The sequence below is a fragment of the Bacteroides muris (ex Afrizal et al. 2022) genome (assembly GCF_004793475.1).
Lineage (GTDB): Bacteria > Bacteroidota > Bacteroidia > Bacteroidales > Bacteroidaceae > Bacteroides > Bacteroides muris.
In genome coordinates, this window is record NZ_SRYZ01000060.1 from 1 (window position 1) to 22,294 (window position 22,294).

A 22,294-nucleotide genomic window follows, 5' to 3' on the forward strand; every position below is an offset into this window, starting at 1 on the left:
GATAATGAAAATCAGCCACTTGGCCTATTTTATTATACTAAATATTATTTACTAACTCATTTGTTTTCAACGGATTAACTGTAATTTTAACGAAGTATTACTTATAAGTATAATCACTATAAACCGGATAACACAAGGTAAAACTCACTGTATTAAATTCGGACTCCACCCGGACTCCCGGCTGCGCCACCAATGTTTTCCGCTCACCACTGAATTCATCAATAGCCCGCATTCCCGAAATCCATAAAGAACGTTTGACTCGGGATTTATACAACGAAGAACTATCCGTCTCAATACGGGCAATGGCATTGTTCAGGCAAAGATAGGAATGATTATTTCTCTTGTCATAAGCCACGCTTCCACGCTCTTCTACTGCCAGACCGTCAAACAAAGAATATGGAATCCGGAGTTCTATATCGAAAGTATTTATCGCACATTTCACCAAATACACCGTTCTGTCCCCTACAAACCAATAACGATCTCCACTTGCACGACTCACAGTCTTGATTTCCCTCAATTCCGCCAATTGTTCATTCATCGTTTCATAAGGAACAATCGAGTCGGTCATATCTTCGTAAGTATAGAAATATTCCCCATTAGAAAAAACTACCCGGCCATTGATTTTGAACAAAGTGAAACTCCCACCTTTCACTTCTCCCAAACTCTCATACTTCCGTACATCCTTTACCAGCTTCATACCCGAATCAATCCGAAAGCGATACAAACCATTCCTTAAGTGTTTCGCCCAGATATTCCCCTGATAGTCCACTTCTATATGGCGAATCATGTGACTGAACCCACGTAAGGACCGAGTAAAGTAATACTCTCCCGAAGCATTTTCCGTATATAAATTCAAAAGCGCATAAGTCCCCTCCAATAAAAAAGACTGTTCCTTCAATTCAATCTTTTCCATACACATCCCTCCCTTTGCGTCAGCCACCTGCTTTGACTTCAATCCCGATATAAGGAAAGTACCCTTGTTGTGTCCGCAAAAAATCTGTTTTCCCCATTCATCGACGAACCACGCTTGTTCTTCCAAGCCCGGAACCAATTCAGCCTTTCCGTCCTTAAGCCAATAGAGTCCTTGATTAGAAGCAATATAAGCTTCATCTTCCCTTACCAGGACATCATATACCATGCCTATTTTACGAAATGGAGGTTCATAATAATAGATTAGAGAATTGTTGTGTATATAGGCAATACCTTCATCCAAAGCTGTCCATATATTATTGTCATCATCACAATACAACTTCAAAACAGTATTGTTCTGTAGTTTATTATCCGTATTGACCTTCCAAATCAGCTTTCCTTTTTTATCCAACGCATATATGCCATCGGATATTGTGCCAACAACGTAGCAACTGTCTTTGGTCATCACCGCACGATTAATGGTATGCTTCCTAAATACATCATCACATTCGGTTTCCCATTTTTCCACCCTCCCATCTCGATAGAGAAAACCTCCCTGATTACGGGTAAGCATTAAAACCGCATCATCATAAGGAAGCCCAGCCAGGACATCGCTATTCCCAAATGCCTTTCTGGGAATAAGTTCTTCCATTTTCCTGCCAGAAAAGACACAAAGTCCACCATTTATTCTTTGAGAATAAAAAGTATTTCCAACCTGAAATAAGTTCAGAGGAAGACTCTTCATCCGAGTACCTTCCACCGAATTTCCATTATAAAAAAAGAGAGAACCAAACGATTGAAAAACAATTTCTCCTTGAACGCAAACAATGTTCCAGATTTCGTCATTATGAAATGTAAAATCTTTCACTTCATTTTTCAGCGAGTGATATTCAAGGGTATCATAAGGAGTACGGACAAAATAACCGAATTCTTCGTAAGAGCCTACATAAATTTTTCCATCTTTACTGATATATATAGCACGCACAATTCCTTTTGTCGGTAATTCATACAACCGCCAAGCACTTCCATCAAATTCCAGCAGTCCATTATTATTGCCAAAATACATCACCCCTCTTTCATCTTGTGCAATAGACCAATTCTGAATACCGGCATTATAATCCGACACCAAATAGCTCCTCACTATAGGAGAAAAAGGTATGGGTGAAGCTTGCAGCAAACTACTGAAAACCAAAAACAAGAGAAACTTTATTGCAATTCTCATGAGTACTGTTTATAGGTATTTACCAGCAAAGATAAAGCTTTTTGCGTTTTCGTAAAAACAAAATCGCAGATTATCCTCTTTTATAGAAAGATAACCCGCGACAACTGATAACTCACTTTATTAATTTTCAGCAGTTTTCTGTTTTCCCAAAGGAATAGAAACACCCAAGTAAGCATTGACATTCTTCGTATTCTTACCAAAGAACATATAGTCTGTTCCCGCAAAGAAAGGACCCAGTTTCAGTGCCAGACCGAAGGTTTTACCGGCTCCTTGAAGTACGGAATAGCTGGCAGCTACATTGAAAGCATTCGTCGGACGGATGCAGGCAGAGAAAGTCAACTCATTCAAAGTTTTCGGTTTGGCAAAACGACCGGTATACAAGGCACCCACTACCAGCCAATCATTCAGCAAGGCATATTCAGCGCCAAGAACCATTGTAGAAGTCAATCCACGGGTACGGCTCTTCTCAGAAGCCTCCTCCGTCTTGAGCTTCAACATGTCATAGTTAAGAATCTCGCCGCTGTTCACAATATTCATGAACTCCTGCTGCGAGGCCGGGTCAAGAAAATCATAAGTCTGCTCTGCATCGGCTCGCGCTATACTGGTATTCGATTTAGACCATTTGATAAAACCCAAATCAAGAACTGAAGCAGAAAGTGTCAATTTATCCAGTAACTTGTAAGATACTCCCAAATCAACAGCCCCACCATATCCGGCAAAACCGAAACTGCCAAAATCGATTTCATCGATATAATCGCCATTCCCGTTCTCGGGAAGCTCCAACAGCTTTGACGAGTTCTCCAAAGTTGCATCCACTTGAATGGAAGCTTTACTCGTCGCTCCTGAAGAGCCGACAGAAGGAGTTTCCACATGAATCCGGTTGATGTTCAGCTTTAAGTTACCGATACCCAGCAGCATCTTCACCTTACCGCCTACAGCCAGCCGGTCTGTTATGTTCCTTGCAAAGCCAAGGCCGACTTCCGCATAGGAATTTATCTCAAGCTTCTGTCCATTAATGGTTTCGTTAATACCCAAATAGTCAGAAATATTGTCACCAAGCTCCCGGCTGCTCATGTTATTCATAAACTGGAACATGGTTTTCGGTATGGCGGCACCGATATCATTACGCAACCCTACATTGACTGACCAGAAGTTCTTTCCTTTATACCACCCAGCAGACAGGATGTCGGTACTCAAATTCACATTCAAGTTATTGGTAGCATCCAGTCGGTTCATAAAGTCATTGCTCATGAAATAGTCGCTATCATCACTATTCTCAATAATGTCCATAATATCCCTATACCCCAGAGAACCGGAGTTGACGGTAGCATTCAACGAACCTATCACGGGAATATTCAGATAACCACGTCCCGGCATCAAGGCCGGATTGAGTTGCATACGCTGGTTACTTCCTTCCATAAAGTAGGAAGTACGTAGGAACTGGGCTTGTCCGGAAAGAGAGAAGCAAAGCAACAATACCACAGACAGCCACACTTTCAGAGAATTCAATTGTTTCATAACCTTGTCAATATTTTCATTATCACCTGCAAAAATATAAAACAAGTTAACACCCAACAAACAACTTAACCGGATAGTCGTGTATAAAAAGCTGATACAGGGACTATCCGGTATAAATTAAGGAGCAAACAAAAGAATCCTCTTAAGAGCGTCCTTATACTATTTCATCATAAACATGCTCATTTGCCCTCGTAAGCAGTATTCAAAAAAAACGAGGCTGTCTCCTTATCTTTATTGCAAAGACATTGACGTCACTGCCGGAGCACTCAGCATTTCCTTGTATTTTACCGGAGCAGTCAGTATTTTCACAGCCTCTTTCAAGTCATCATCATCTTTCAGCTGCTGGATAATGCTTCCACGCTGGAAATAATAACGCTTGATGATTTCTACCGCAATCATGCTCTTGATGTCCTTGGAGAAATGGTCAAGGTCACGGTCCAGATTATGCGACAGTTTCTTCTCCAGCGCTTCAAACTCTTTCGAGGCATCAGTCAGATAGCCCTCGAATTCGGCCATCTCCTTCAGGTTCTTCAGCATCTTCTCTGTCTGCTGGTCGTATTTGAAGTCCGCCTTTTTCACCATCGCCTTGAATTCCGCATAATCGGCATCTGTAATTTCAAACTTCTCTGCTGAAGGGATAGTAGGATGTTTCAGGCAATAGTCCGTAGCATAATTGAAAATAAGATTGTCATTGACAAGATAGAACAGAATGTTGGGCAGCTTCTCCTGCTTCACCACAATATCCGGAGTCACGCCTCCGCCATCACGCACTTCACGTCCGGCAGCCGTATGAAACACGGTAGTAAGGCTGTCCGGAATACGTCCCACACTGCCATCCTCATTCCGGTGCTTGTAGTCGATAGCCTGCACACAACGACCGCTGGGAATATAATATTTGGAAGTAGTCAGCTTCATGGTACCACCGTATGGCAACGGACGGGTGGTCTGCACCAATCCCTTACCGAATGTACGGTTACCAATAATGACAGCACGGTCGAGGTCTTGCAAGGAACCCGCAAGGATTTCTGACGAAGAAGCAGTTCCGCCATTGACCAGAACAGCCAAAGGAATTTCCAAATCCAGCGGTTCGCGCAATGTCTTGTAAGTGTTGCTGGCTTGCTTGATTTTGCCTTTTGTCGTCACAAGTGTTTTACCGCGAGGCAAAAAGAAGTTGGCAATCTCTATTGACTCATCCAACAAGCCGCCTCCATTATTCCGCAAGTCAATCACCAAAGAAGTAATGCCCCGCTTCTTCAAGTCCAGAAAAGCCTGCTTGAACTCTTTGGAAGGATTTCCCGAAAATGTACTAAGGTTGATATAGCCTATATTATTATCCAGTACCGTATAATAAGGTATGAACGGCAATTGGATGGAACGGCGCACAATGTCGAAATCCAACGGTTTCTCTGTACCGGGACGTTGCACTTTCAGCTTGAAGCTAGTGCCTACTTGTCCACGAAGCATCTCGCTGACCTCCTGGTTATTCTTTCCGGCAAGGTCTTTTCCGTCAATCTCCATCAAAATATCTCCAGCTTTCAGACCTACATCGGCAGCAGGCATATCCTCGTATGGCTCGGATATCATGGAACGTTTCAGTTTCGGGTTCCAGGTAATCACAGAGCCTATACCACCATAGGAATTCTTCAACATCTGTTCCAGTTCGCTTTGGTCATCTTCCGGATAATACTCCGTGTAGGGGTCGAGCGAGTAGAGCATGGCGTCAATGCCTTCACGGATAGTCTTGTTCGGATCAATCGTATCCACGTAAAACATATCCAACTCTTTCACAATAGAATTGAATATATCCAGATTCTTTGCTATTTGGAAACTGCGGCTATCACCACTCTTAAACCCCCAAAAACAAACGGCTCCCGCTGCAATCAGCAAAGCAACCATCCAGCGTATCTTTAAAATTCTTCTCATAATATGTCTATGTGATAATATGCTAATTAATTAATAAAATTTCTTCCTTGATTTTTTCCCATTGTGCAGCCTGAAGCTCCGTACCCACTACCTGTATCACATCTTTGGAAAGAAGGGAGCCTATCTTGCCACATTTCTCCAGCGAGTAGCCACACGTCAGTCCATACAAGAAACCGGCAGCGAAATAGTCACCCGCTCCTGTGGTGTCCACCACTTTCTCTACCGGAGCTGCTTGTACCTGTACCATCTCTGTCCCTTTACGAATCAAAGAGCCACGGGCACCCACTTTTACAATGGCTATGCTACACATTTTGGCAATGATACCCACAGCTTCCTCCGGTTCTTTACCCGTAAAGGCCTTTGCCTCTTCCTCATTGGCAAAAACAATATCCACATATTTATTGACCAACAGAGAGAAAAATTCATGGTCTCCTTCTACTATATTGTAGCTCGCCATGTCCAGACATACTTGTAAGCCGGCCTCCTTAGCCAGCTCAATGGCGCGGAGAATCATATCATGGTCTTGCACCAGATACCCTTCTATAAACAAGCAAGCATATCCTTTGAACATATCCAGCGAAAGATCTTCTGCCTTCAATGTAGAAGCCGCCCCCAAATAAGTGCCGAAAGTACGTTCCCCATCAGGAGAAATGAAAGTAGAGGCTACACCGGACGGAAGGGTAGTGGAAAGCAATAAATCCGCCTCTGTCCCATGCTTCAGCAGGCTATCTCGGAAAAAGTTACCATAAAAGTCATTGCTCACTTTTCCGATAAATCCCGTACCTGCACCAAGGCATGCCATTGCCCGAATTGCGTTTCCGGCAGAACCTCCGTTAGCCAGGTGCGTCTTCATCCGGCTGAAATACTCACTAATTTTCAGGAACTTATCTTCATCAATCAGCGTCATGCTTCCTTTCGGAAGCTGCATCTCCGTCAAAATATTATCATCCTCAATGATTACCAGCGCATCGACCAAAGCATTGCCCAGCCCAATTATTTTATCCATCTTCGATATTTTTTTTGCAAAGATATTGCATATTTCAAAATATCCTATTACTTTTGCAGCGCATTTGAGAAAAAACAACATTCTTCCTTAGCTCAGTCGGTTAGAGCATCTGACTGTTAATCAGAGGGTCCTTGGTTCAAGTCCAAGAGGAAGAGCGGAAAGGTTCGTCAATCAGGCGAGCCTTTTTTATTTTCTACATCGACCGCACTGAACAAACGAACGGGAATTTTTTAGAAAAATCTTTCATTTTTCATGGAATTAACATACATTTGCAGAACACCCATAGGGAGTTTATCCCGACCTTCTGTCTTTATTTGCAGAACCATGAAGTTTAATTCCAAAATACGACTATTATGATAAGAACAACCCTATTCTTTTTAATCATCGGATTGACAGTATGTACATTTTGCAAAGCACAAGACATGCCCGTTCTGCCCCAAGAAAAGTTCCGGCACCACGAATTCTCCGTCGGCTATGGCTTCCTGCCCATTACCGATGCCAACAGCATAGCTGAGGAGTGCTTCGCTCCGGCACTGAGTTTCGGAGTCTATACACGCAAAAAGACGAACTACTACGGCGCCCTAAACATCAGCTACATCTATAGATTCAACCGCAAAATAAGTCTGGGAATAACCGGAGGAATAACCGGCAACAAAGGGACAGCCGGCAGCTTTTACGAAGCTTTGGATGAAAACACCAAAGACAACCGAAGGTATCTGTATGTTCTTCCCACCTTCCGGTGGCACTGGTTTACCCGACCCAAATTCTCTCTGTACTCCTTAGCAGGTCTCGGTGCCTACTTCCTCCGGAACAGTTTTGGCGAAGAAGTCTTTCACAAGACAAAATTCGCTTATCAATTCAGCTATCTAGGCATCGAATACGGAAGTCGGTTTGCTTTCTTCACAGAATTCGGAGTAGGATATACCGGGACAATCGCAGCAGGCGGCCGCTATCGGTTCTGACTCATGAGGCCGCCACCGCCAGTGTCAATACACTGATGCGCACACCTTCCACTTCCTTGAGCGCATCGGCACAAGCCGTAGTGGTGGCACCGGTAGTCAACACGTCATCTATAATCAGCACATGCTTCCCTGCAAAAGCGTCAGCACGACGCAGGCAGAAGATACCATCCACATTCTCCCAACGTTCATAAGAGGATTTACGGGTCTGCGTTTCCGTATGCCTCATACGTGTAACAGAAGCAGTATCCATGGGAATACCGGTGACAACGGAAACACCGCGGGCTATACATTCGCTCTGATTGTACCCGCGCATTTTCTGCTTACGCGGATGTAGAGGAACAGGGACTATGACATCCACATCACTGAAGAAGCCGATAGCCGACAACTCCGCTGCCATAAACCGCCCCATCACTTCGCCAAGGTCTTTCCTCCCTCCATATTTCAACTGATGGAGAATGCGGCGGAAATCACTCCCTTTATGGTAAAAGAAACAAGATGTGGCATGTTCCAGAGGTATCTTCCCCCAGAACATACGTTCCACCGGATTGTCCTTACGAAGATGATAGTTTGTCCGAGGCATATCCATATTGCACTTCATGCAGATGCCCTCTTCACCCTCTTGCAAGATAGCACCACACACGGCACACTGACGCGGGAAGAAGAGATGGACAAAAGAAAAGAACCAGGTTTTAACTACGTTTTTCATCGTATAGTATTAAAAAAAACGGCAACAGAGCAATACACTCCATCGCCTTGTTTGCTATAATGGCGAGACCTCACCTGCCAGCTTCAAGAACAACGGATGCAGCGGTCCGTTAGTGGCAATGATATGATGTCCGTCCAAAAAGTCGTCACTACCACAAAAGTCAGTGATTCTTCCACCAGCCTCCAGCACCATTAGCGCCGCCGCAGAAAAATCCCATTTACCGATAAACGCCTCAAGCCAGGCATCAAAACGCCCGGCAGCCACATAGCAGATGGCAAGCGCAGCAGAACCGGTCATGCGAATGCCTGCAACCCTGCCGTAAAGTTCGCGTATCAAATGTTCGCCCGTACGGGCATACTGCTCGAAATTGTAAGGTAACTCTGCCACCACAAAAGCGTCTTTCGGTTCACTGACAAGAGAAACACGCAGCCGCTCACCGTTCACATAAGCTCCTCCTCCTTTCCAAGCATAAAAGCACTCGTCCCGGCAGGGTTCATAAACCACCCCCAGCAAAAGCGACTGCTTGTCGCGCAAGGCAATGCTCACGCAATAGGGAGCATTGTCATGAATATAATTCGTTGTTCCGTCCAAAGGATCCACTACCCAGCAATAGGGTTCGTCACTATAGGCGGCAGACCCTTCCTCGGCAATGAATCCGGCTTCGGGAAGCAGTTGCCGAAGGGCAGACACAATTCTTTTTTCGGAAGCCTTGTCCACATAAGAGACATAATCGTGCGCATGTTTTTCCTGCACCACCTCCCGGCTGAAGTTTTTCCGCTCCTCTTTCAAGAAATATCCGGCTTCACGGGCTATGCGACAGACAGACTCTGTCAACGCCTTCAAATTCTCCATATTCCTATATTATTTAGCGGCCGCATCCTCCTGATAAATGAGCTTTCCCCGTTGGGTGACAGTCCACTTACTATCTTCCAGACGTACGTTTTTCGTATCATCATCTTCCACATTCCAAGCATATCCACCGGCAGGAAGACCTCGACGGTCCAGAATTTCGTTCGATACACCTTCCTCCGAGAAAAACAACTCCACTTGCGCAGAGTCCGGGCTGAACACCAAGAACAAAGTCTTCCCGGCATCATCCACTGCATTCATGCGGACACCTTTCTCCCACAAACGGATGCAATCTTTCTGCACCTCGCTCCACGTATATCCGGCAGAAGCAATACAACCATGATTGTCTTTATCACTACCAACCACGGCCCCTTTTTCCTTTTTCTCCGAAGTTTCCGCCTCCTTTTTACCGCCGTTTCCACAACCGGCCAACAAAGTTCCGGCACATATCAGGCACATAGATACAACCTTTATATTCATACGCTTGTTTTTATTAGTTTCCGATTGACAAAGTTAAAAACAAATCAGTAACTTCGAAAGTTCCTTTCTTATTATTATAACTCTTGTCCTCAAACCCACATCAAGCCTCATCAAACCTTAAGATACACCACCGTCTTTCCACTGCCATACTTACGGACAATGCCTTCTTCTATAAACCGGTTCAAATCGGCCAATGCCTGCCCCTTCGTTATTCCTGTCAATTGTTCGTAATCCGTACGGATGATGCAGCCATGCTTGTCCAAATGTAGCAACAGTCTCTGCTGCCGCTGTTCCAGCGTCAATCCGGAATGGGAAACGTAGGGAGATGACTTCCGTTCTAATTCCATCGTCAGAAAGCGGTTACGAAACTTGCTGCTGAGGCGCAGATTGACGTTGCGCATGCGTATGGACGGAGAACGTATTTCCTTCTTGTCTTCCACCAAGCGGTCACACTCTAAAGAAAGAGAGAAATACCCCAATTCTCCCACTTCCACAATCCACCCGTCAGCCAGCCATCGTTGCAGTTCATCAATAACAGATTGCAGCGTACCTCTCAATATCGCCTCACTGAATCCGGTAGCATTATGCACTATCTCCATGAATTTCTCAGCAGGAATCGTTCCTTTGGGCAGGACACGCGCATGAAACCTTTCGTCCTGCTCTCCCTTCTTTGGAGGGTTCTGATATAAATCGTAATAGACACTCATATTTATAGTATAAAAGTACATTTTTATCCGTTCAACCTTGGAGAATGACCCTCTAAATCACCGTTTTTAATTCGCACGACCTAGGTTAAGCGAAAGAATAACCAGGGTCATATAAGAGAATAACCAAGGTCAATCGAAAGGATGACCTAGGCAGAACGAATTATTTTCTCGGACAAAGGTAGTAAATAGAGGGAGAGTAAAGAATAAAAATCAGGAAAGGAACCAGAAAAAACAGCAAAATCGTCATACCGGACTACATCATATAACAACAGAACCTTAATATAACATATCTCGCCATAAACAACTAAAAAGCTTTGCAAAATACAGATATTCTAATAAAAATAATTAATTTTGCAGTTGCATAACACTTGCAGAAGCCCGAAAAGGGATAGTGAGTGGGTGCGACTTTACATAAAGAGCGTTTACTTGACGCTTGTCTTTGACACACCGTAACTTCGCAACTTACAACAACAGTCAAAGGACAAGACAACAGTAGATGTTCACGGTAGGTATATCATACCCTGTCGTGATTTGTCGGATATATGCATCATTGTATATTTTCAGCTTATTCACGTGTGGGATTAATATATACCATGCGTGGGCTTTCTGCGTTGTCCGTTCTGACTGTTGGGCAATGCGAAGGCCTTGGTGTGCGGACGGGCAACAGGCAAGATTCCCACGCTTGAACCGAAATTGTGATTATAAGTATCTAAATTACAGAGTTTATAATTTGACATATCATATAAATGATACCAAAATATTCCCATTAAAAACATATGCATATTATAACTTTATCCATTGTAAACAGTTTGGGATACCTCTCTATTTTAAATAAGACACAGGGATCATAGTATGTAAGAATTGACAGAAATGACATAAACAATAAGAAAAGTTGCCATTTCATCTGCTTCCTGAAAATTAAGGAAACAGTTATGTGTTTATCAATTGTTTAATTTTAATCATATTGATTTTAACAAAAGAGCTATATCCTCTGAGATAATCAATATCATAAACAAGTGCGTCTAGCCTCAATACAAACGCTAATATAATAATGCATTGTGGTTAAAATGCATTCCTAATGTATTGAACTCTTTGGCAATATCTTTTTTCCATGCGCCTCTATCATCATATGTAACATAGACGATTCCATCAACATCCCCCAGGTCTTTCTACCTCTTCTTTAATTAAAGCACAAACTCTTTCTCTCCCGAGTTTTCCTATAAGATATCCATGCTCAAAAACTACATTCTGCCTTGCTCTAGGTAATAAATCTTGATTATTTCTAGACGCACCTTTATCACATGGGGTATATAATATTATTGCGTAACACACATTAGAAAAAGTTTCTATTTTTTCAATTATAGTTTTGCCTCTATTGGGTTGTTCATGCAGAATAATTGGATTATAACCCATATCTGTTATAAACCGTGCAACTTCATTTTTTAGTCCCCCATCATGACCATGAACAATAAAAACATCCTTATTCTCCATATCTGCTTTTACTCCTTTGTTATGATTATCATTTATTCCCACCTGTGGAATTAATGATAATTGCCCCATTACACTCTCTAGATAGACAACCTTTTCGTTTATTTGTTGTTTTGCTTCTTTAATAATATCTTCACCAAATAATCTTGTTGGATCTCCGGTGCGACCATATGCGCTATAATAAGATTGAGGCGAATCGTTATCGTCAAAAGAACGGCTTATTAATTCGCTATTATATGAATCCCATTTTTTATAATCTGCAAGAAATGATTTTTTCTCGTCTTCGTTGTATTCTTTTATTTTTATAATCGTTCTTGAGTGCATAAGGGTCGTGCTATCTTCACTAACTTCACGACTCAATAAGTTGCTACCCTTTGCAATCTGAGACTTTAACTGTAATTCAAAGTCTTCTTTTTTCTTTATAAGATTTCCTGTTGCCATAACATCCAAATAATTTGCACAAAGATAAGGATTTTGCAGAATAAAATTGATGTTTTAGTCACTTTTTATACTCCTTCCGCAAGATATAACCTGTAATATCAAATATATTTCTATATAATTTATACCTTTGTAGTCACATTGGATAGACATACGAATATGGAACGTAAATTACTGAACCGAATCAAAGTCGTTCTTGCAGAAAAAGATAAGAGCAATAAGTGGCTTTCTGAACAACTGGATAAAGATCCTGCTATAATCTCCAAATGGGTTACAAACACAACGCAACCTAATGTGGAGACTTTGATTCAGATATCCAAAGTGTTGGGTGTAACTGTAGATGACTTGTTGAGAACTGAATAATAAGGTTATGGGAGCAATCAAACTATATAAGTATCTTGATTTTACCGGTGGATTGATGATGTTACATTATAGTAACCTTCAATTTACCAATGCTACGCAGTTGAACGACCCGTTTGATTGCCACCCCTCACTCATTGATTTCTCCAATGTTCCGAAAGAAGCATGTGGAGGATGGACTCCGGCAATAATTGAAGAATTGAGAAGGGATCCATTTCGTAGAACTAGAGAAAAGGCATGGATATGTAGTCTTTCCAAAATACATGATTCAATCTTGATGTGGAGCTATTATAGCAAACATAAAGGTATCTGTATTGGTTTGGATATGGAGAAAGTCCAAAAGTATCTTTCGAGAATATATGGAAAAATCATGATTGGTTGTTCTGTGGTGGAAGTACAATATAAGGATATTGTAGAGAAGCCTGATTATTTCAGGGATGCAAAAGATTTTTTCCATTATCAGTTGTCCACAAAGGCAAAGGCTTGGGAACATGAACAAGAGGTAAGACTGTTTATTTTAGACCCTTGGCCGACATATATGAGTTTATTGCCGGGGCAAAATGATGATAAGGGACCTATTGATTGGAAAGAGGTTCGGGCTTTTCCTGAAATCGGAGGAGAATGTTTTGAGTCTGTCTATTTGGGAATCAATATGAGTACAGATGAGAAATCAAAGATAATAAGCGTTGCACGAAAACTTAATCCTGATATTAAGATTTACCAAATGGGAATTGATGCAAATGCCTTTAAGTTGAATACTGAATTGATAAAATAGTAAAATGGCTAAGAAACAGAATAAACTTGTAAAGGAAGAAACCCTTGAAACGATACTTTTCAACTGTCGTAACAGTCTGCGTGGGCGTGCAGCCATGACAGATAAACGTGACTTGCTGTTGACCCTTGTATTCCTGAAATTCATAGGAGAACGGTTTAAACAGCAAAAGGAGAAAATCAGGCATGAAATAGTGGAAGTGCAAGGCATTAATGATACGGATTTCATTGAACTGCAACTTTCACGTCCTAATCAGTATATGCAGGACGGAGTGTTTTTCCTGACAGATGAAACATTTTGGGACAAGCTGATTCTCACATCGCCTACCGGCATGGCCATCGCTTTCGATACGGCTATAAAGACTCTGGATGACAATGAACCTAAATTGAAAAATGCCCTTCCGCAGCAAATTTTCACGAAAACAGCCCTTGAACCGGGAGTTTTGAAAAGCGTAGTGGATGAAATAAATAAGATTGACCCACAGAAATTTAATAATCATGACCTCATAGGTCGTGTATATGAGTATTTCTTACAAGCGTTCTCAATCAATGCCGACAAAGAGGAAGGAGAATTTTATACGCCACATTCTATCGTAGAGCTTATCGCCTCACTTATTGAACCTTTTGATGGAACGGTCTATGACCCTTGCTGTGGTTCCGGAGGCATGTTTGTTCAGGCTGCGAAGTTCATAGAGGCTCATGGTGGAAACACGAAAGCGGTCAATGTGTATGGGCAGGAATCCGAACCGGCAACATATCGCCTTGCAAAAATGAATCTGGCTATCCGAGGCATCTCTTACCATTTGGGCAATAGAGCCATCTCCACTTTCTCCGATGACCAGCATAAGGAATTCAAATTTGATTATATCATGGCGAACCCGCCGTTCAATTTGAAAAAATATGCCGAATACGGAGGTTTTGAGACTGATCCCCGATGGCAAGGCTATGGCATCCCTCCTACCAGCAATGCCAACTATGCGTGGATTCTTCATATCCTAAACAAATTGAATGTCAGTCGTGGAATCGCGGGATTCCTGCTTGCCAATGGTGCTTTGGATGACAGCGATACGCAGGAAATACGTAAAAAGCTAATCGAAAGCGACAAAGTGGAGGCTATTATCGTTTTACCGCGAAACATGTTCTACTCTACCGATATATCAGTCACCCTTTGGATCTTGAATAACAACAAGAAAGGCGGTTCATGGCATGGAAGACAACTTCGTGACCGTACAGGTGAAATTCTTTTCATTGACTTGCGGACATGGAACAGTAACATATATGAAAAGAAATACGTCCGTTTGTCGGAGACGGAAATAGACAGAGTGCGTCAAATATACCTTGATTGGCAAACTGAGAATTTTGTCGAGTATGCCGAGCCGGAATTATATTATGCAGCACATCGTGACGAAATTCAAGAAAAGGGATATTCTCTTGTTCCATCCAGATACATTGAATTTATAGACCGTGATACGGAAATAGACTATAAGTCTGCCCTTTCAGAAATGAGTTGTAAATTTGATGAACTGAAGAAAAGATGGGATGCAAACGAAACGGAACTTATAAACGCTTTCAAAGTTTTAGGTTATGGAGAAGAATAAGCTGCAACATGTGACAACTGATAAACTGATTTCTGATATTCGGAGTATTATCGAGCAAGGCCGTCAACAGGCATACGCGGCAGCCAATCAGATAGCGATACTTACTTATTGGCACATTGGGCGGCGAATAGTGGAAGAAGAACAGCATGGAGAAGCTCGTGCGCAGTATGGCACTCGGTTGATTAAAACATTGGCAGAACAGCTGATGCCTAAATACGGTAGCACATTTAGCAAACGCAATCTGGATTACTTTCGCCAATTTTATCTGTGTTTCAATGATTTGGAGATTGTGAACACGCGTGTTCACAATCTGACATGGTCGCACTTCCGCTCAATTATACAGGTTGCAGACCCTAAAGCCAGAGAGTGGTATGTAAAAGAGGCATCGGAGCAGATGTGGAGTGTAAGGACACTCAACCGCAACATTGGTACGCAATACTATGGACGCCGTATGGCTTGTGTAAAGGAAGGATTGGCGTTACCCTCTCCTGATATTGAAGCCAATGATCCATTGGAATATATAAAAAGTCCGGTGGTTGCCGAGTTTTTAGGCTTCCGCAAGGATAGCAAATATGACGAAAGCCAGTTGGAACAAGCCTTAATAGATCATCTGCAACAATTTATCATGGAATTGGGACGTGGTTTTGCATTTGTCGATAGGCAGAAACATATTTCAACGGACACAGGTGATTTTTACATCGATCTTGTGTTCTATAACATCAAACTCAAACGTTACGTGTTGTTTGAATTGAAAACACATCCTCTGACACACGCAGATGTGGGGCAATTGGATATGTATGTACGAATGTATGATGACCTTGTAAAAGATGAGAATGATAACCCGACAATAGGCATACTGCTCTGCACTGAGACCGATAAAGTCTTGGCTAAATACTCCGTACTTAACGGTAGCGAGCAACTTTTTGCTGCCAAATATATGGCTTATATGCCGACGGAGGAAGAGTTGAGCCGAGAGATAGAACAACAAAAACGTTTCTTTCTGGAACAACACGGAATGGAGGAGTGATATGGGAGCGAGTAATGTAAAATGGGTTCGGCTGGGAGATTATATCGAACAGTGCGATGAGAGAAACTCTGCAAGTGTCAACTATCCTGTAATCGGTATAAATCGAGACAAAACATTTATGCCTACTGTTGCAAATTTGGATGGAGTAGATATAGCCAAGTATAAAATTGTCACAAAAGGAATGTTCGTATTTAGTGGGATGCAGACTGGGAGAGACATTTGTATTCGAATCGGATTATACGACAATGAACAACCAGCTTTAGTCTCTCCTGCATATACAACATTTGTCATCAACGATGATAAAAAAGTTTTGCCAGAATACTTTTTCATGTATTTTAATAGAGCCGAGAGTGATCGTTATGGTTGGTTCATTAGCGATTCCAGTGTTCGAGCCAACTTGGATTGGCCGCGTTTCCTTGATATTGAATTTCCGCTGCCATCTCCTGACGAACAGCAGAAAGTGGTGAATGTATGGCGTGCATTCAGGGAAATCAAAGAACAAAACGAGACTAAGGCAGCTCCGCTTATGCAGGTCTGCCAAAGCTATATTCAGGAATTGAAACACAAATATCCGATGCAAGAAATCGGACCGTATATTGAAGAATATGATGAAAGGAATTCTGATGAAATATATTGTCTTGATGATGTAAGAGGTATTAGCATAGAAAAGAAGGTTATAGACACAAAAGCAAATATGGATGGGGTCAAATTAACTCCATATAAGATTTTCAAGACAAATACTTTTTGCTATGTAACAATAACATCTCGTAATGGAGAAAAAATCACATTGGCATTAAACAGCAATAATAACAATCACATTGTATCATTATCATATATAACGTTTGACATTAATGATAAGGAAAAGATTCTACCGGAATTCTTATACCTATGGTTCTGCCGTCCTGAATTTGACCGTTACGCCCGTTTTAACTCATGGGGAAGTGCGCGTGAAGCATTCTCCTTTGCAGATATGAAACGTTGCAAAATACCTCTTCCTCCCATTGACGTCCAACGTGCAATCGTCAATATATACAAATGTGCAAACGAAGCAAAGCAAATAGCCGAGGAAGCCGACCGGCTTTCACGCGAAATTTGTCCGGCATTGCTTCAACATGTCATACATTCTTAAACAGCAACGATTATGGCAAACAAAGGGAAATATTATGAAAGTCAATTCGAGAAAGCAACCATCGAACTCCTCTGCGAAGCACATTGGCAATATGCATTTGGTGATGATATTCACAGGAAATATACTGATCCGTTTATCGAAGAGGACTTAAGGAATTTTCTTGCCGCTCAATACAAGGATAAGAATTTGACCACCTCCGAGATGGACAGCATTGTCGCCAATCTGCGTAATACTGGCGGACAGAATGACTATTATGCTCTCCGGAATGCTTTTTTACTCTATCGTGACGGTTATGATTTTGCATATAGCGATGGTCGGTATAATCCGTTTCGTCTGGAATATATCGACTTCGAGCATCCAGACCATAATGTTTTCCGTTGTGTCAATCAGTTTGTTATGGAACAGGGACGTGAAAATCGCCGTCCCGACATATTGCTTTTCATAAACGGCATACCCGTCTGCATCATCGAATTGAAAAATCCAACCAAGCAAAACGCTACCATACGCGATGCGCATACACAGATTTGCATGCGCTATATGCGGGATATTCCGGCATTGCTGAAATATTGCGCATTGGCAGTAATAAGTGACGGAGCAAAGAATGCTTTGGGTACGACATACACGCCATTTGAATTTTTCTACGAATGGAAAAAGATTGAGAATGAGGACACAGCAGGAAAAGGACTTGACACACTTCGTACCCTTATTCGAGGAGCACTTTCTCCGGAACGCATATTGGAGATATTACGGGATTATGTCTATTTTCCCGATCCTACAAAAGAAGACGACACGACTGAAATCGTATGCCGTTATCCGCAGTTCTTTGCTACACGCAAACTGCGGAATCATATCCTGAATCATTTGCGTTCTGTCGGAGGTGATGGTAAGGGCGGTACATATTTCGGAGCCACAGGGTGTGGAAAAACATATACCATGCTGTTCCTTGCCCGCCAACTGGCTTTGCGATGTAGGAAGCAATTAGGTAGCCCGACTATTCTTATCATAGTAGACAGGGAGGATTTGGAAACACAGACAGGGAAACTATTCTGTCGCTCGAAACAATATCTTGAAGACGAAGCTGTAAAAGTCTTTGAAACAAGAAAGGAACTTGCAGAAGAGATGAGTATACGCAAGACTGGCGGGGTCTATATTACCACAATTCAGAAATTCGCAGAAACTACAGGATTGCTTACAGAACGCTCTAATGTCATTTGCCTAAGTGATGAAGCGCATCGCTCCCAAAACAATATAGGTTCTAAACTGTCCATCCAAACCGAAGGAGATGCCGACAAGATAGGAGCGAAAATCACATACGGCTTTGCCAAATATCTGCGGGATGCATTGCCTAACGCCACATATGTAGGTTTTACGGGAACACCCATTGACGAAACCGTACATGTATTTGGGAAGGTTGTAGATCAATATACGATGAAGGAGTCGGAGGATGACGGCATCACTGTCCCAATCAAATATGATCCCCGATTGGCTCGTGTATTTCTCAATAAAGAACAGGCAGAGAAAGTAGAAGAATATTATCGCCTATGTGCGGACGAAGGGGCAACGCCGGAGGATATTGCCAAGAGCAAAGCCGCCATGTCGAGTATGGAGGTGATCATCGGTGATGAAGATGTCCTTCATCGTGTTGCCAAAGACATTATCGAAGACTATAAACGAAGAACAGAGACCACAGACCGTTTGCAAAAGGCTATGATTACTTGTGCAGACCGCAAAATAGCATTTAGATTGTATAAAATCATGCGGGAGAAGCAGCCCGACTGGTTCGAGAAGAAGAAAGCATTGAACGAACTTGTATTGACCGCAGACGAAAAGAACAAGCTGCATGACATTGCATTTGTCAATATGGTCATGACTCGCGACAAGGATGATGAAAAGGAACTTTACAATCTGCTTGGCGACAAGGAATATCGTAAATTCCTTGATGTAGAGTTCAAATCGGAAAAATCGAATTTCCATATCTCCATCAATGTAGATATGTGGATTACGGGATTCGATGTGCCATGCCTGACAATGCTTTATAACGATAAACCGTTATCGAAACATACGCTCATTCAGACTATTTCGCGTGTAAACCGTAAATTCGGCACAAAAGAGTGTGGCTTTATCATCGACTACATTGGTATTCGCGAAGAGATGAAAAAAGCCATGAAAAAATATGGTGGTGAAGTTGGACCTCAGGAAGATTTGGAGGTTGCACATGAAGTATTGCAGAACGAACTGCAACTTTTGCAAGAGCGATTGTCTGGATTGGTATTTGACCGTTTTTTCGGGAACAATGACCTTGCCCGACTTCAGTTTATTCAGGAAGCGGCAGAATATATTCTTGCCAACAGTGTTGAACGGAAAGGAGAGGTTTCCTTCCTCAAACTTTTCAAGGAACATGTCAAACGACTGCGCTCTGCTTATAATATCTGTAACCCAGCCGGTATCCTGACAGAAGAAGAGGTGACATGGAGTCAATGCTTTATGGGTATCTGCTCATACGTAAACAAAATGACTACCACAGAGCATGATACGGAGAGCATGAACAGGCATGTAGAACAGATGGTTCAAGAAGCGATTCTTGCAAGTGGTGTAGAACGAGTAATGAATGAAGGTGTTGAAGAAAATATTTTCAGCGACTCATTTGCCAAAGAGGTCGATGAAATAAGAATGCCCTTCACCAAGTTCCAGATTCTGTGTAAACTTGTCGCTAAAGCCATCAGAACATACAGCCGGACAAACAAGATTCAGGCTGAACATTTCCAAAAAATGCTTGAAGATACGATAGATGCCTATAATACAAGGGACAAGTTGATATTCACCAATGAAGTGACACAGAACGTGGTGAATGATGTATGTGACATCGTTTCATACAAAATCAACGGACTGTCGAACAAGCTGATGAATATCCTGAAAGAACTTAAATCTGACAGCGAGAAATTCAGGGTTTTAGGTATCACTTTCGAAGAGAAAGCTTTCTTTGATGTTCTTGTCGAAGTTAGGGACAAACATGGTTTTGAATATGCAGATGACCTGTGTATTGAATTGGCAAAGAAAATCAAGACACTGATTGATGATACCGCAGTTTATGCCGATTGGTTGAATAATGACAACCTAAAAAGCAAACTTGCCAGCCAACTTACCTATCTTCTCTATAAAGAGGGCTATCCACCTCAATGGGACAACGAAGTCTTCCAGAAAGTTCTGGAGCAGGTAGAGAATTATAAGAAACATGAATAAACTGAATAGAACAAGTTGACATGCAACCAATATACATAGATTTACACATACATACTTCAGAGAATGCAAATAATCTGAATACTAACTACGATATAGCAGAATTGGTCGGTCAAATAAAGAAACTAAATGGAGACAGTCCGTTTATGATTTCGTTAACAGATCACAACACCATTAACAAATCTGCCTATTTGAAGGCCCAAAACCTGGGTCTTAACTTAATTATTGGTGTAGAATTACACATTCAAAATCGGGCTGAGGCAAAATCGTACCATTGTCATATATATTTTAATGCTCCTATAGAAGATGATGTAATAGATTCGCTAAACGAGATTCTAGATGAGCTATATCCTAATAAATTACCTGACCGAAATGACCCTAATACGCCAGATATCCAAAAAATCATTAATAGTTTTGACACATTTGATTTCATCTTACTACCACACGGCTCACAAAAACATGGAGCATTTAATTATAGCATCAACGATGGTGAAAATTTAGACAATGCAATCAATAGAAGTATATATTATAATCAATTTGATGGTTTTACATCAAGAAGTACCAAAGGGCTGGAGGCAACTCATCGATATTTTGAACGACTCGGAATATCGGAGTTCATTAATCTTGTGACTTGCTCTGACAACTATTCTCCCAGTATATATCCTCGCTCGCATAGCGGTAATGATGATGATTTCATTCCAACATGGATGTTTGCGCAACCAACATTTGATGGATTACGACTTTCGCTTTCTGAAAGTACAAGACTTGTGGCTAGTCATGAGAAACCAATACGACGAAGTGATTATATTGGACATGTAGAATTGCAGAATGAACATATAGACGTGAATGTAAACTTAACCGAAGGTCTGAATGTCGTAATTGGCGGATCTTCATCCGGGAAAACTTTATTTGTGGATTCATTATATAGAAATATTCATCAGGATTTTGAGGGTTCGAAGTATATAGAGCGTTATGGTGTAGATAATATGATTGTAGAGAATACAAGCGGAATGACCCCATATTATATATCTCAAAACTTCATAGCAGAAAACATCTCGGATAATAACGAAAAAAGTATTGATAAAATAGAGATATTAAGGAATATTTTTCCTGCAGACGATGTAATAAATCGTAGCATTACAACGGGTCTAAATAAATTGCATGAGGTAATTAGTGAAATGTTGCAGTACGTGGAGAAAATAGAGGACTGTGAGCGAACCTTGAATGCATTACCTAATCCAGGACAGTTGATTGTTACTGGCATAGTGAAGAAAAATGCGTTGAATATATTGATGCCAACGGCAGAAGAAGAAAGTCTCGTTAAGTATCCTTTGAATCAATATAAAATCGATTTAGAAGCAATAGAGACTATTAGAACTTTTTTAGAGAATAATCCGTTGGTTGAAGGTGCAAATGAAGAGATTAACTCCATAAAAACAAAACTTGCCTTAGCGGCAAAAGCCTATACTGTGTTTGATGATGTGTCTATGGTTGTAAAAGAACATAAACAAGTTGTAGACAGAATACTGAAAGATGAACTTGGACAGCAGCAATCCCGCATCACAAACAAGGATAGTTTACTTAAAACTGTAAGTGAATATATAAAAGCTCTTACGGGCTTTAAGCACTGTAAACAAGAGTTGATTAAGAGCCTGTTTAAATTTTCCTCAATAATAATCTTATAGCGGCTAATTTGACCATTTCCTCTGCCGAGTCGAATGTTAGTTCATAGTTTCGGCAGAGCCTTCTATTGTAATCCATCCATGAGAATGTTCTTTCCACAATCCATCTCTTTTGAATGGGTCTGAATCCCTGTTCCTTGTACGCACTGATAACAACCTGAATGACATATCCGAATTTCTTTCTTATGTTATCGACAAGTTCTCCTCGGTAACCTCCATCGGCAAGAATGTTTCTTACACTGGAGCACATCTCCTTAAGAACCCTCATCAGCAAATAAGCGG

Annotated in this window: 18 protein-coding genes and 1 tRNA gene; 9 read left to right on the plus strand and 10 right to left on the minus strand. The window is 41.6% G+C overall.

The window, feature by feature from the left end; all coding sequences use genetic code 11:
* Positions 1 to 97 precede the first annotated feature (97 nt).
* The 4 genes from E5355_RS16955 to E5355_RS16970 all read right to left on the minus strand — a co-directional run bounded on the left by E5355_RS16955 (position 98) and on the right by E5355_RS16970 (position 6,578).
* Entirely contained in the window at positions 98 to 2,131 is a 2,034-nt protein-coding gene (locus E5355_RS16955) for a hypothetical protein (protein ID WP_246866985.1), read from the minus strand.
* A gap of 120 nt (positions 2,132 to 2,251) precedes the next feature.
* Positions 2,252 to 3,649 (minus strand): DUF5723 family protein, encoded by a 1,398-nt coding sequence (locus tag E5355_RS16960; RefSeq protein WP_210434538.1) that lies wholly within the window; start codon positions 3,647 to 3,649, stop codon positions 2,252 to 2,254.
* A gap of 231 nt (positions 3,650 to 3,880) precedes the next feature.
* Positions 3,881 to 5,572 (minus strand): S41 family peptidase, encoded by a 1,692-nt coding sequence (locus tag E5355_RS16965; RefSeq protein WP_136011247.1) that lies wholly within the window; start codon positions 5,570 to 5,572, stop codon positions 3,881 to 3,883.
* 22 nt (positions 5,573 to 5,594) lie between these two features.
* Positions 5,595 to 6,578, minus strand: a complete 984-nt coding sequence (locus E5355_RS16970) for an adenosine kinase (RefSeq protein WP_136011248.1) — start codon at positions 6,576 to 6,578, stop codon at positions 5,595 to 5,597.
* Between the two features lie 81 nt (positions 6,579 to 6,659).
* Between E5355_RS16970 and E5355_RS16975 the strand changes: the two genes are divergently transcribed.
* Positions 6,660 to 6,733: transfer RNA gene (locus tag E5355_RS16975), tRNA-Asn, on the plus strand.
* Between the two features lie 198 nt (positions 6,734 to 6,931).
* On the plus strand, positions 6,932 to 7,540 hold the full coding sequence (locus E5355_RS16980) for an outer membrane beta-barrel protein (RefSeq protein WP_246866986.1): 609 nt from the start codon (positions 6,932 to 6,934) through the stop codon (positions 7,538 to 7,540).
* A gap of 1 nt (position 7,541) precedes the next feature.
* On the opposite strand, the gene E5355_RS16985 is transcribed toward E5355_RS16980, so the two are convergent.
* From E5355_RS16985 to E5355_RS17005, 5 genes are all read right to left on the minus strand, one after another.
* Entirely contained in the window at positions 7,542 to 8,246 is a 705-nt protein-coding gene (locus E5355_RS16985; RefSeq protein WP_136011249.1) for a ComF family protein, read from the minus strand.
* Between the two features lie 54 nt (positions 8,247 to 8,300).
* The gene (locus tag E5355_RS16990; protein ID WP_136011250.1) at positions 8,301 to 9,098 is read right to left on the minus strand and encodes an inositol monophosphatase family protein; all 798 of its coding nucleotides are present in this window, start codon (positions 9,096 to 9,098) and stop codon (positions 8,301 to 8,303) included.
* A gap of 9 nt (positions 9,099 to 9,107) precedes the next feature.
* Positions 9,108 to 9,575: a hypothetical protein gene (locus tag E5355_RS16995; RefSeq protein ID WP_136011251.1), complete on the minus strand. Its 468-nt coding sequence runs from the start codon at positions 9,573 to 9,575 to the stop codon at positions 9,108 to 9,110.
* Between the two features lie 110 nt (positions 9,576 to 9,685).
* Positions 9,686 to 10,282, minus strand: a complete 597-nt coding sequence (locus E5355_RS17000) for a DsbA family protein (protein ID WP_136011252.1) — start codon at positions 10,280 to 10,282, stop codon at positions 9,686 to 9,688.
* Positions 10,283 to 11,431: 1,149 nt separating this feature from the next.
* Complete coding sequence (locus E5355_RS17005) at positions 11,432 to 12,211, minus strand: TIR domain-containing protein (protein WP_210434539.1); 780 nt, start codon at positions 12,209 to 12,211, stop codon at positions 11,432 to 11,434.
* A gap of 156 nt (positions 12,212 to 12,367) precedes the next feature.
* Between E5355_RS17005 and E5355_RS17010 the strand changes: the two genes are divergently transcribed.
* From E5355_RS17010 to E5355_RS17040, 7 genes are read left to right on the plus strand one after another with little or no spacing between them, the layout of a single operon-like run.
* Positions 12,368 to 12,571, plus strand: coding sequence for a helix-turn-helix transcriptional regulator (locus tag E5355_RS17010; protein WP_136011253.1), 204 nt, complete (start codon positions 12,368 to 12,370; stop codon positions 12,569 to 12,571).
* 7 nt (positions 12,572 to 12,578) lie between these two features.
* Positions 12,579 to 13,343 carry a DUF2971 domain-containing protein gene (locus E5355_RS17015; protein WP_210434540.1) on the plus strand — a complete coding sequence of 255 codons (765 nt, stop codon included), beginning with the start codon at positions 12,579 to 12,581 and terminating at the stop codon, positions 13,341 to 13,343.
* Between the two features lie 4 nt (positions 13,344 to 13,347).
* Positions 13,348 to 14,937: an N-6 DNA methylase gene (locus E5355_RS17020; protein ID WP_136011254.1), complete on the plus strand. Its 1,590-nt coding sequence runs from the start codon at positions 13,348 to 13,350 to the stop codon at positions 14,935 to 14,937.
* The gene (locus tag E5355_RS17025; protein ID WP_136011255.1) at positions 14,924 to 15,964 is read left to right on the plus strand and encodes a PDDEXK nuclease domain-containing protein; all 1,041 of its coding nucleotides are present in this window, start codon (positions 14,924 to 14,926) and stop codon (positions 15,962 to 15,964) included. The genes E5355_RS17020 and E5355_RS17025 overlap by 14 nt, the downstream gene beginning before the upstream one ends.
* 1 nt (position 15,965) lies before the next feature.
* Entirely contained in the window at positions 15,966 to 17,093 is a 1,128-nt protein-coding gene (locus E5355_RS17030; RefSeq protein ID WP_136011256.1) for a restriction endonuclease subunit S, read from the plus strand.
* Positions 17,094 to 17,105: 12 nt separating this feature from the next.
* Entirely contained in the window at positions 17,106 to 20,333 is a 3,228-nt protein-coding gene (locus E5355_RS17035) for a type I restriction endonuclease subunit R (RefSeq protein ID WP_136011257.1), read from the plus strand.
* A gap of 20 nt (positions 20,334 to 20,353) precedes the next feature.
* Positions 20,354 to 22,015 (plus strand): hypothetical protein, encoded by a 1,662-nt coding sequence (locus tag E5355_RS17040; protein WP_210434541.1) that lies wholly within the window; start codon positions 20,354 to 20,356, stop codon positions 22,013 to 22,015.
* Here E5355_RS17040 and E5355_RS17045 read toward each other — a convergent pair.
* On the minus strand, positions 21,987 to 22,294 hold a 308-nt coding region (locus tag E5355_RS17045; protein WP_136009109.1), incomplete at its 5' end, for a transposase. The genes E5355_RS17040 and E5355_RS17045 overlap by 29 nt on opposite strands.

Coding starts and splice junctions, on each gene's coding strand:
- E5355_RS17025 (WP_136011255.1), top strand. CDS start 14,924: ATGGAGAAGAATAAGCTGCAACATGTGACAACTGATAAACTGATTTCT.
- E5355_RS16955 (WP_246866985.1), bottom strand. CDS start 2,131: ATGAGAATTGCAATAAAGTTTCTCTTGTTTTTGGTTTTCAGTAGTTTG.
- E5355_RS16970 (WP_136011248.1), bottom strand. CDS start 6,578: ATGGATAAAATAATTGGGCTGGGCAATGCTTTGGTCGATGCGCTGGTA.
- E5355_RS17010 (WP_136011253.1), top strand. CDS start 12,368: ATGGAACGTAAATTACTGAACCGAATCAAAGTCGTTCTTGCAGAAAAA.
- E5355_RS16985 (WP_136011249.1), bottom strand. CDS start 8,246: ATGAAAAACGTAGTTAAAACCTGGTTCTTTTCTTTTGTCCATCTCTTC.
- E5355_RS17000 (WP_136011252.1), bottom strand. CDS start 10,282: ATGAGTGTCTATTACGATTTATATCAGAACCCTCCAAAGAAGGGAGAG.
- E5355_RS17035 (WP_136011257.1), top strand. CDS start 17,106: ATGGCAAACAAAGGGAAATATTATGAAAGTCAATTCGAGAAAGCAACC.
- E5355_RS16990 (WP_136011250.1), bottom strand. CDS start 9,098: ATGGAGAATTTGAAGGCGTTGACAGAGTCTGTCTGTCGCATAGCCCGT.
- E5355_RS17005 (WP_210434539.1), bottom strand. CDS start 12,211: ATGGCAACAGGAAATCTTATAAAGAAAAAAGAAGACTTTGAATTACAG.
- E5355_RS17040 (WP_210434541.1), top strand. CDS start 20,354: ATGCAACCAATATACATAGATTTACACATACATACTTCAGAGAATGCA.
- E5355_RS16965 (WP_136011247.1), bottom strand. CDS start 5,572: ATGAGAAGAATTTTAAAGATACGCTGGATGGTTGCTTTGCTGATTGCA.
- E5355_RS17020 (WP_136011254.1), top strand. CDS start 13,348: ATGGCTAAGAAACAGAATAAACTTGTAAAGGAAGAAACCCTTGAAACG.
- E5355_RS16960 (WP_210434538.1), bottom strand. CDS start 3,649: ATGAAACAATTGAATTCTCTGAAAGTGTGGCTGTCTGTGGTATTGTTG.
- E5355_RS17015 (WP_210434540.1), top strand. CDS start 12,579: ATGGGAGCAATCAAACTATATAAGTATCTTGATTTTACCGGTGGATTG.
- E5355_RS16995 (WP_136011251.1), bottom strand. CDS start 9,575: ATGAATATAAAGGTTGTATCTATGTGCCTGATATGTGCCGGAACTTTG.
- E5355_RS16980 (WP_246866986.1), top strand. CDS start 6,932: ATGATAAGAACAACCCTATTCTTTTTAATCATCGGATTGACAGTATGT.
- E5355_RS17030 (WP_136011256.1), top strand. CDS start 15,966: ATGGGAGCGAGTAATGTAAAATGGGTTCGGCTGGGAGATTATATCGAA.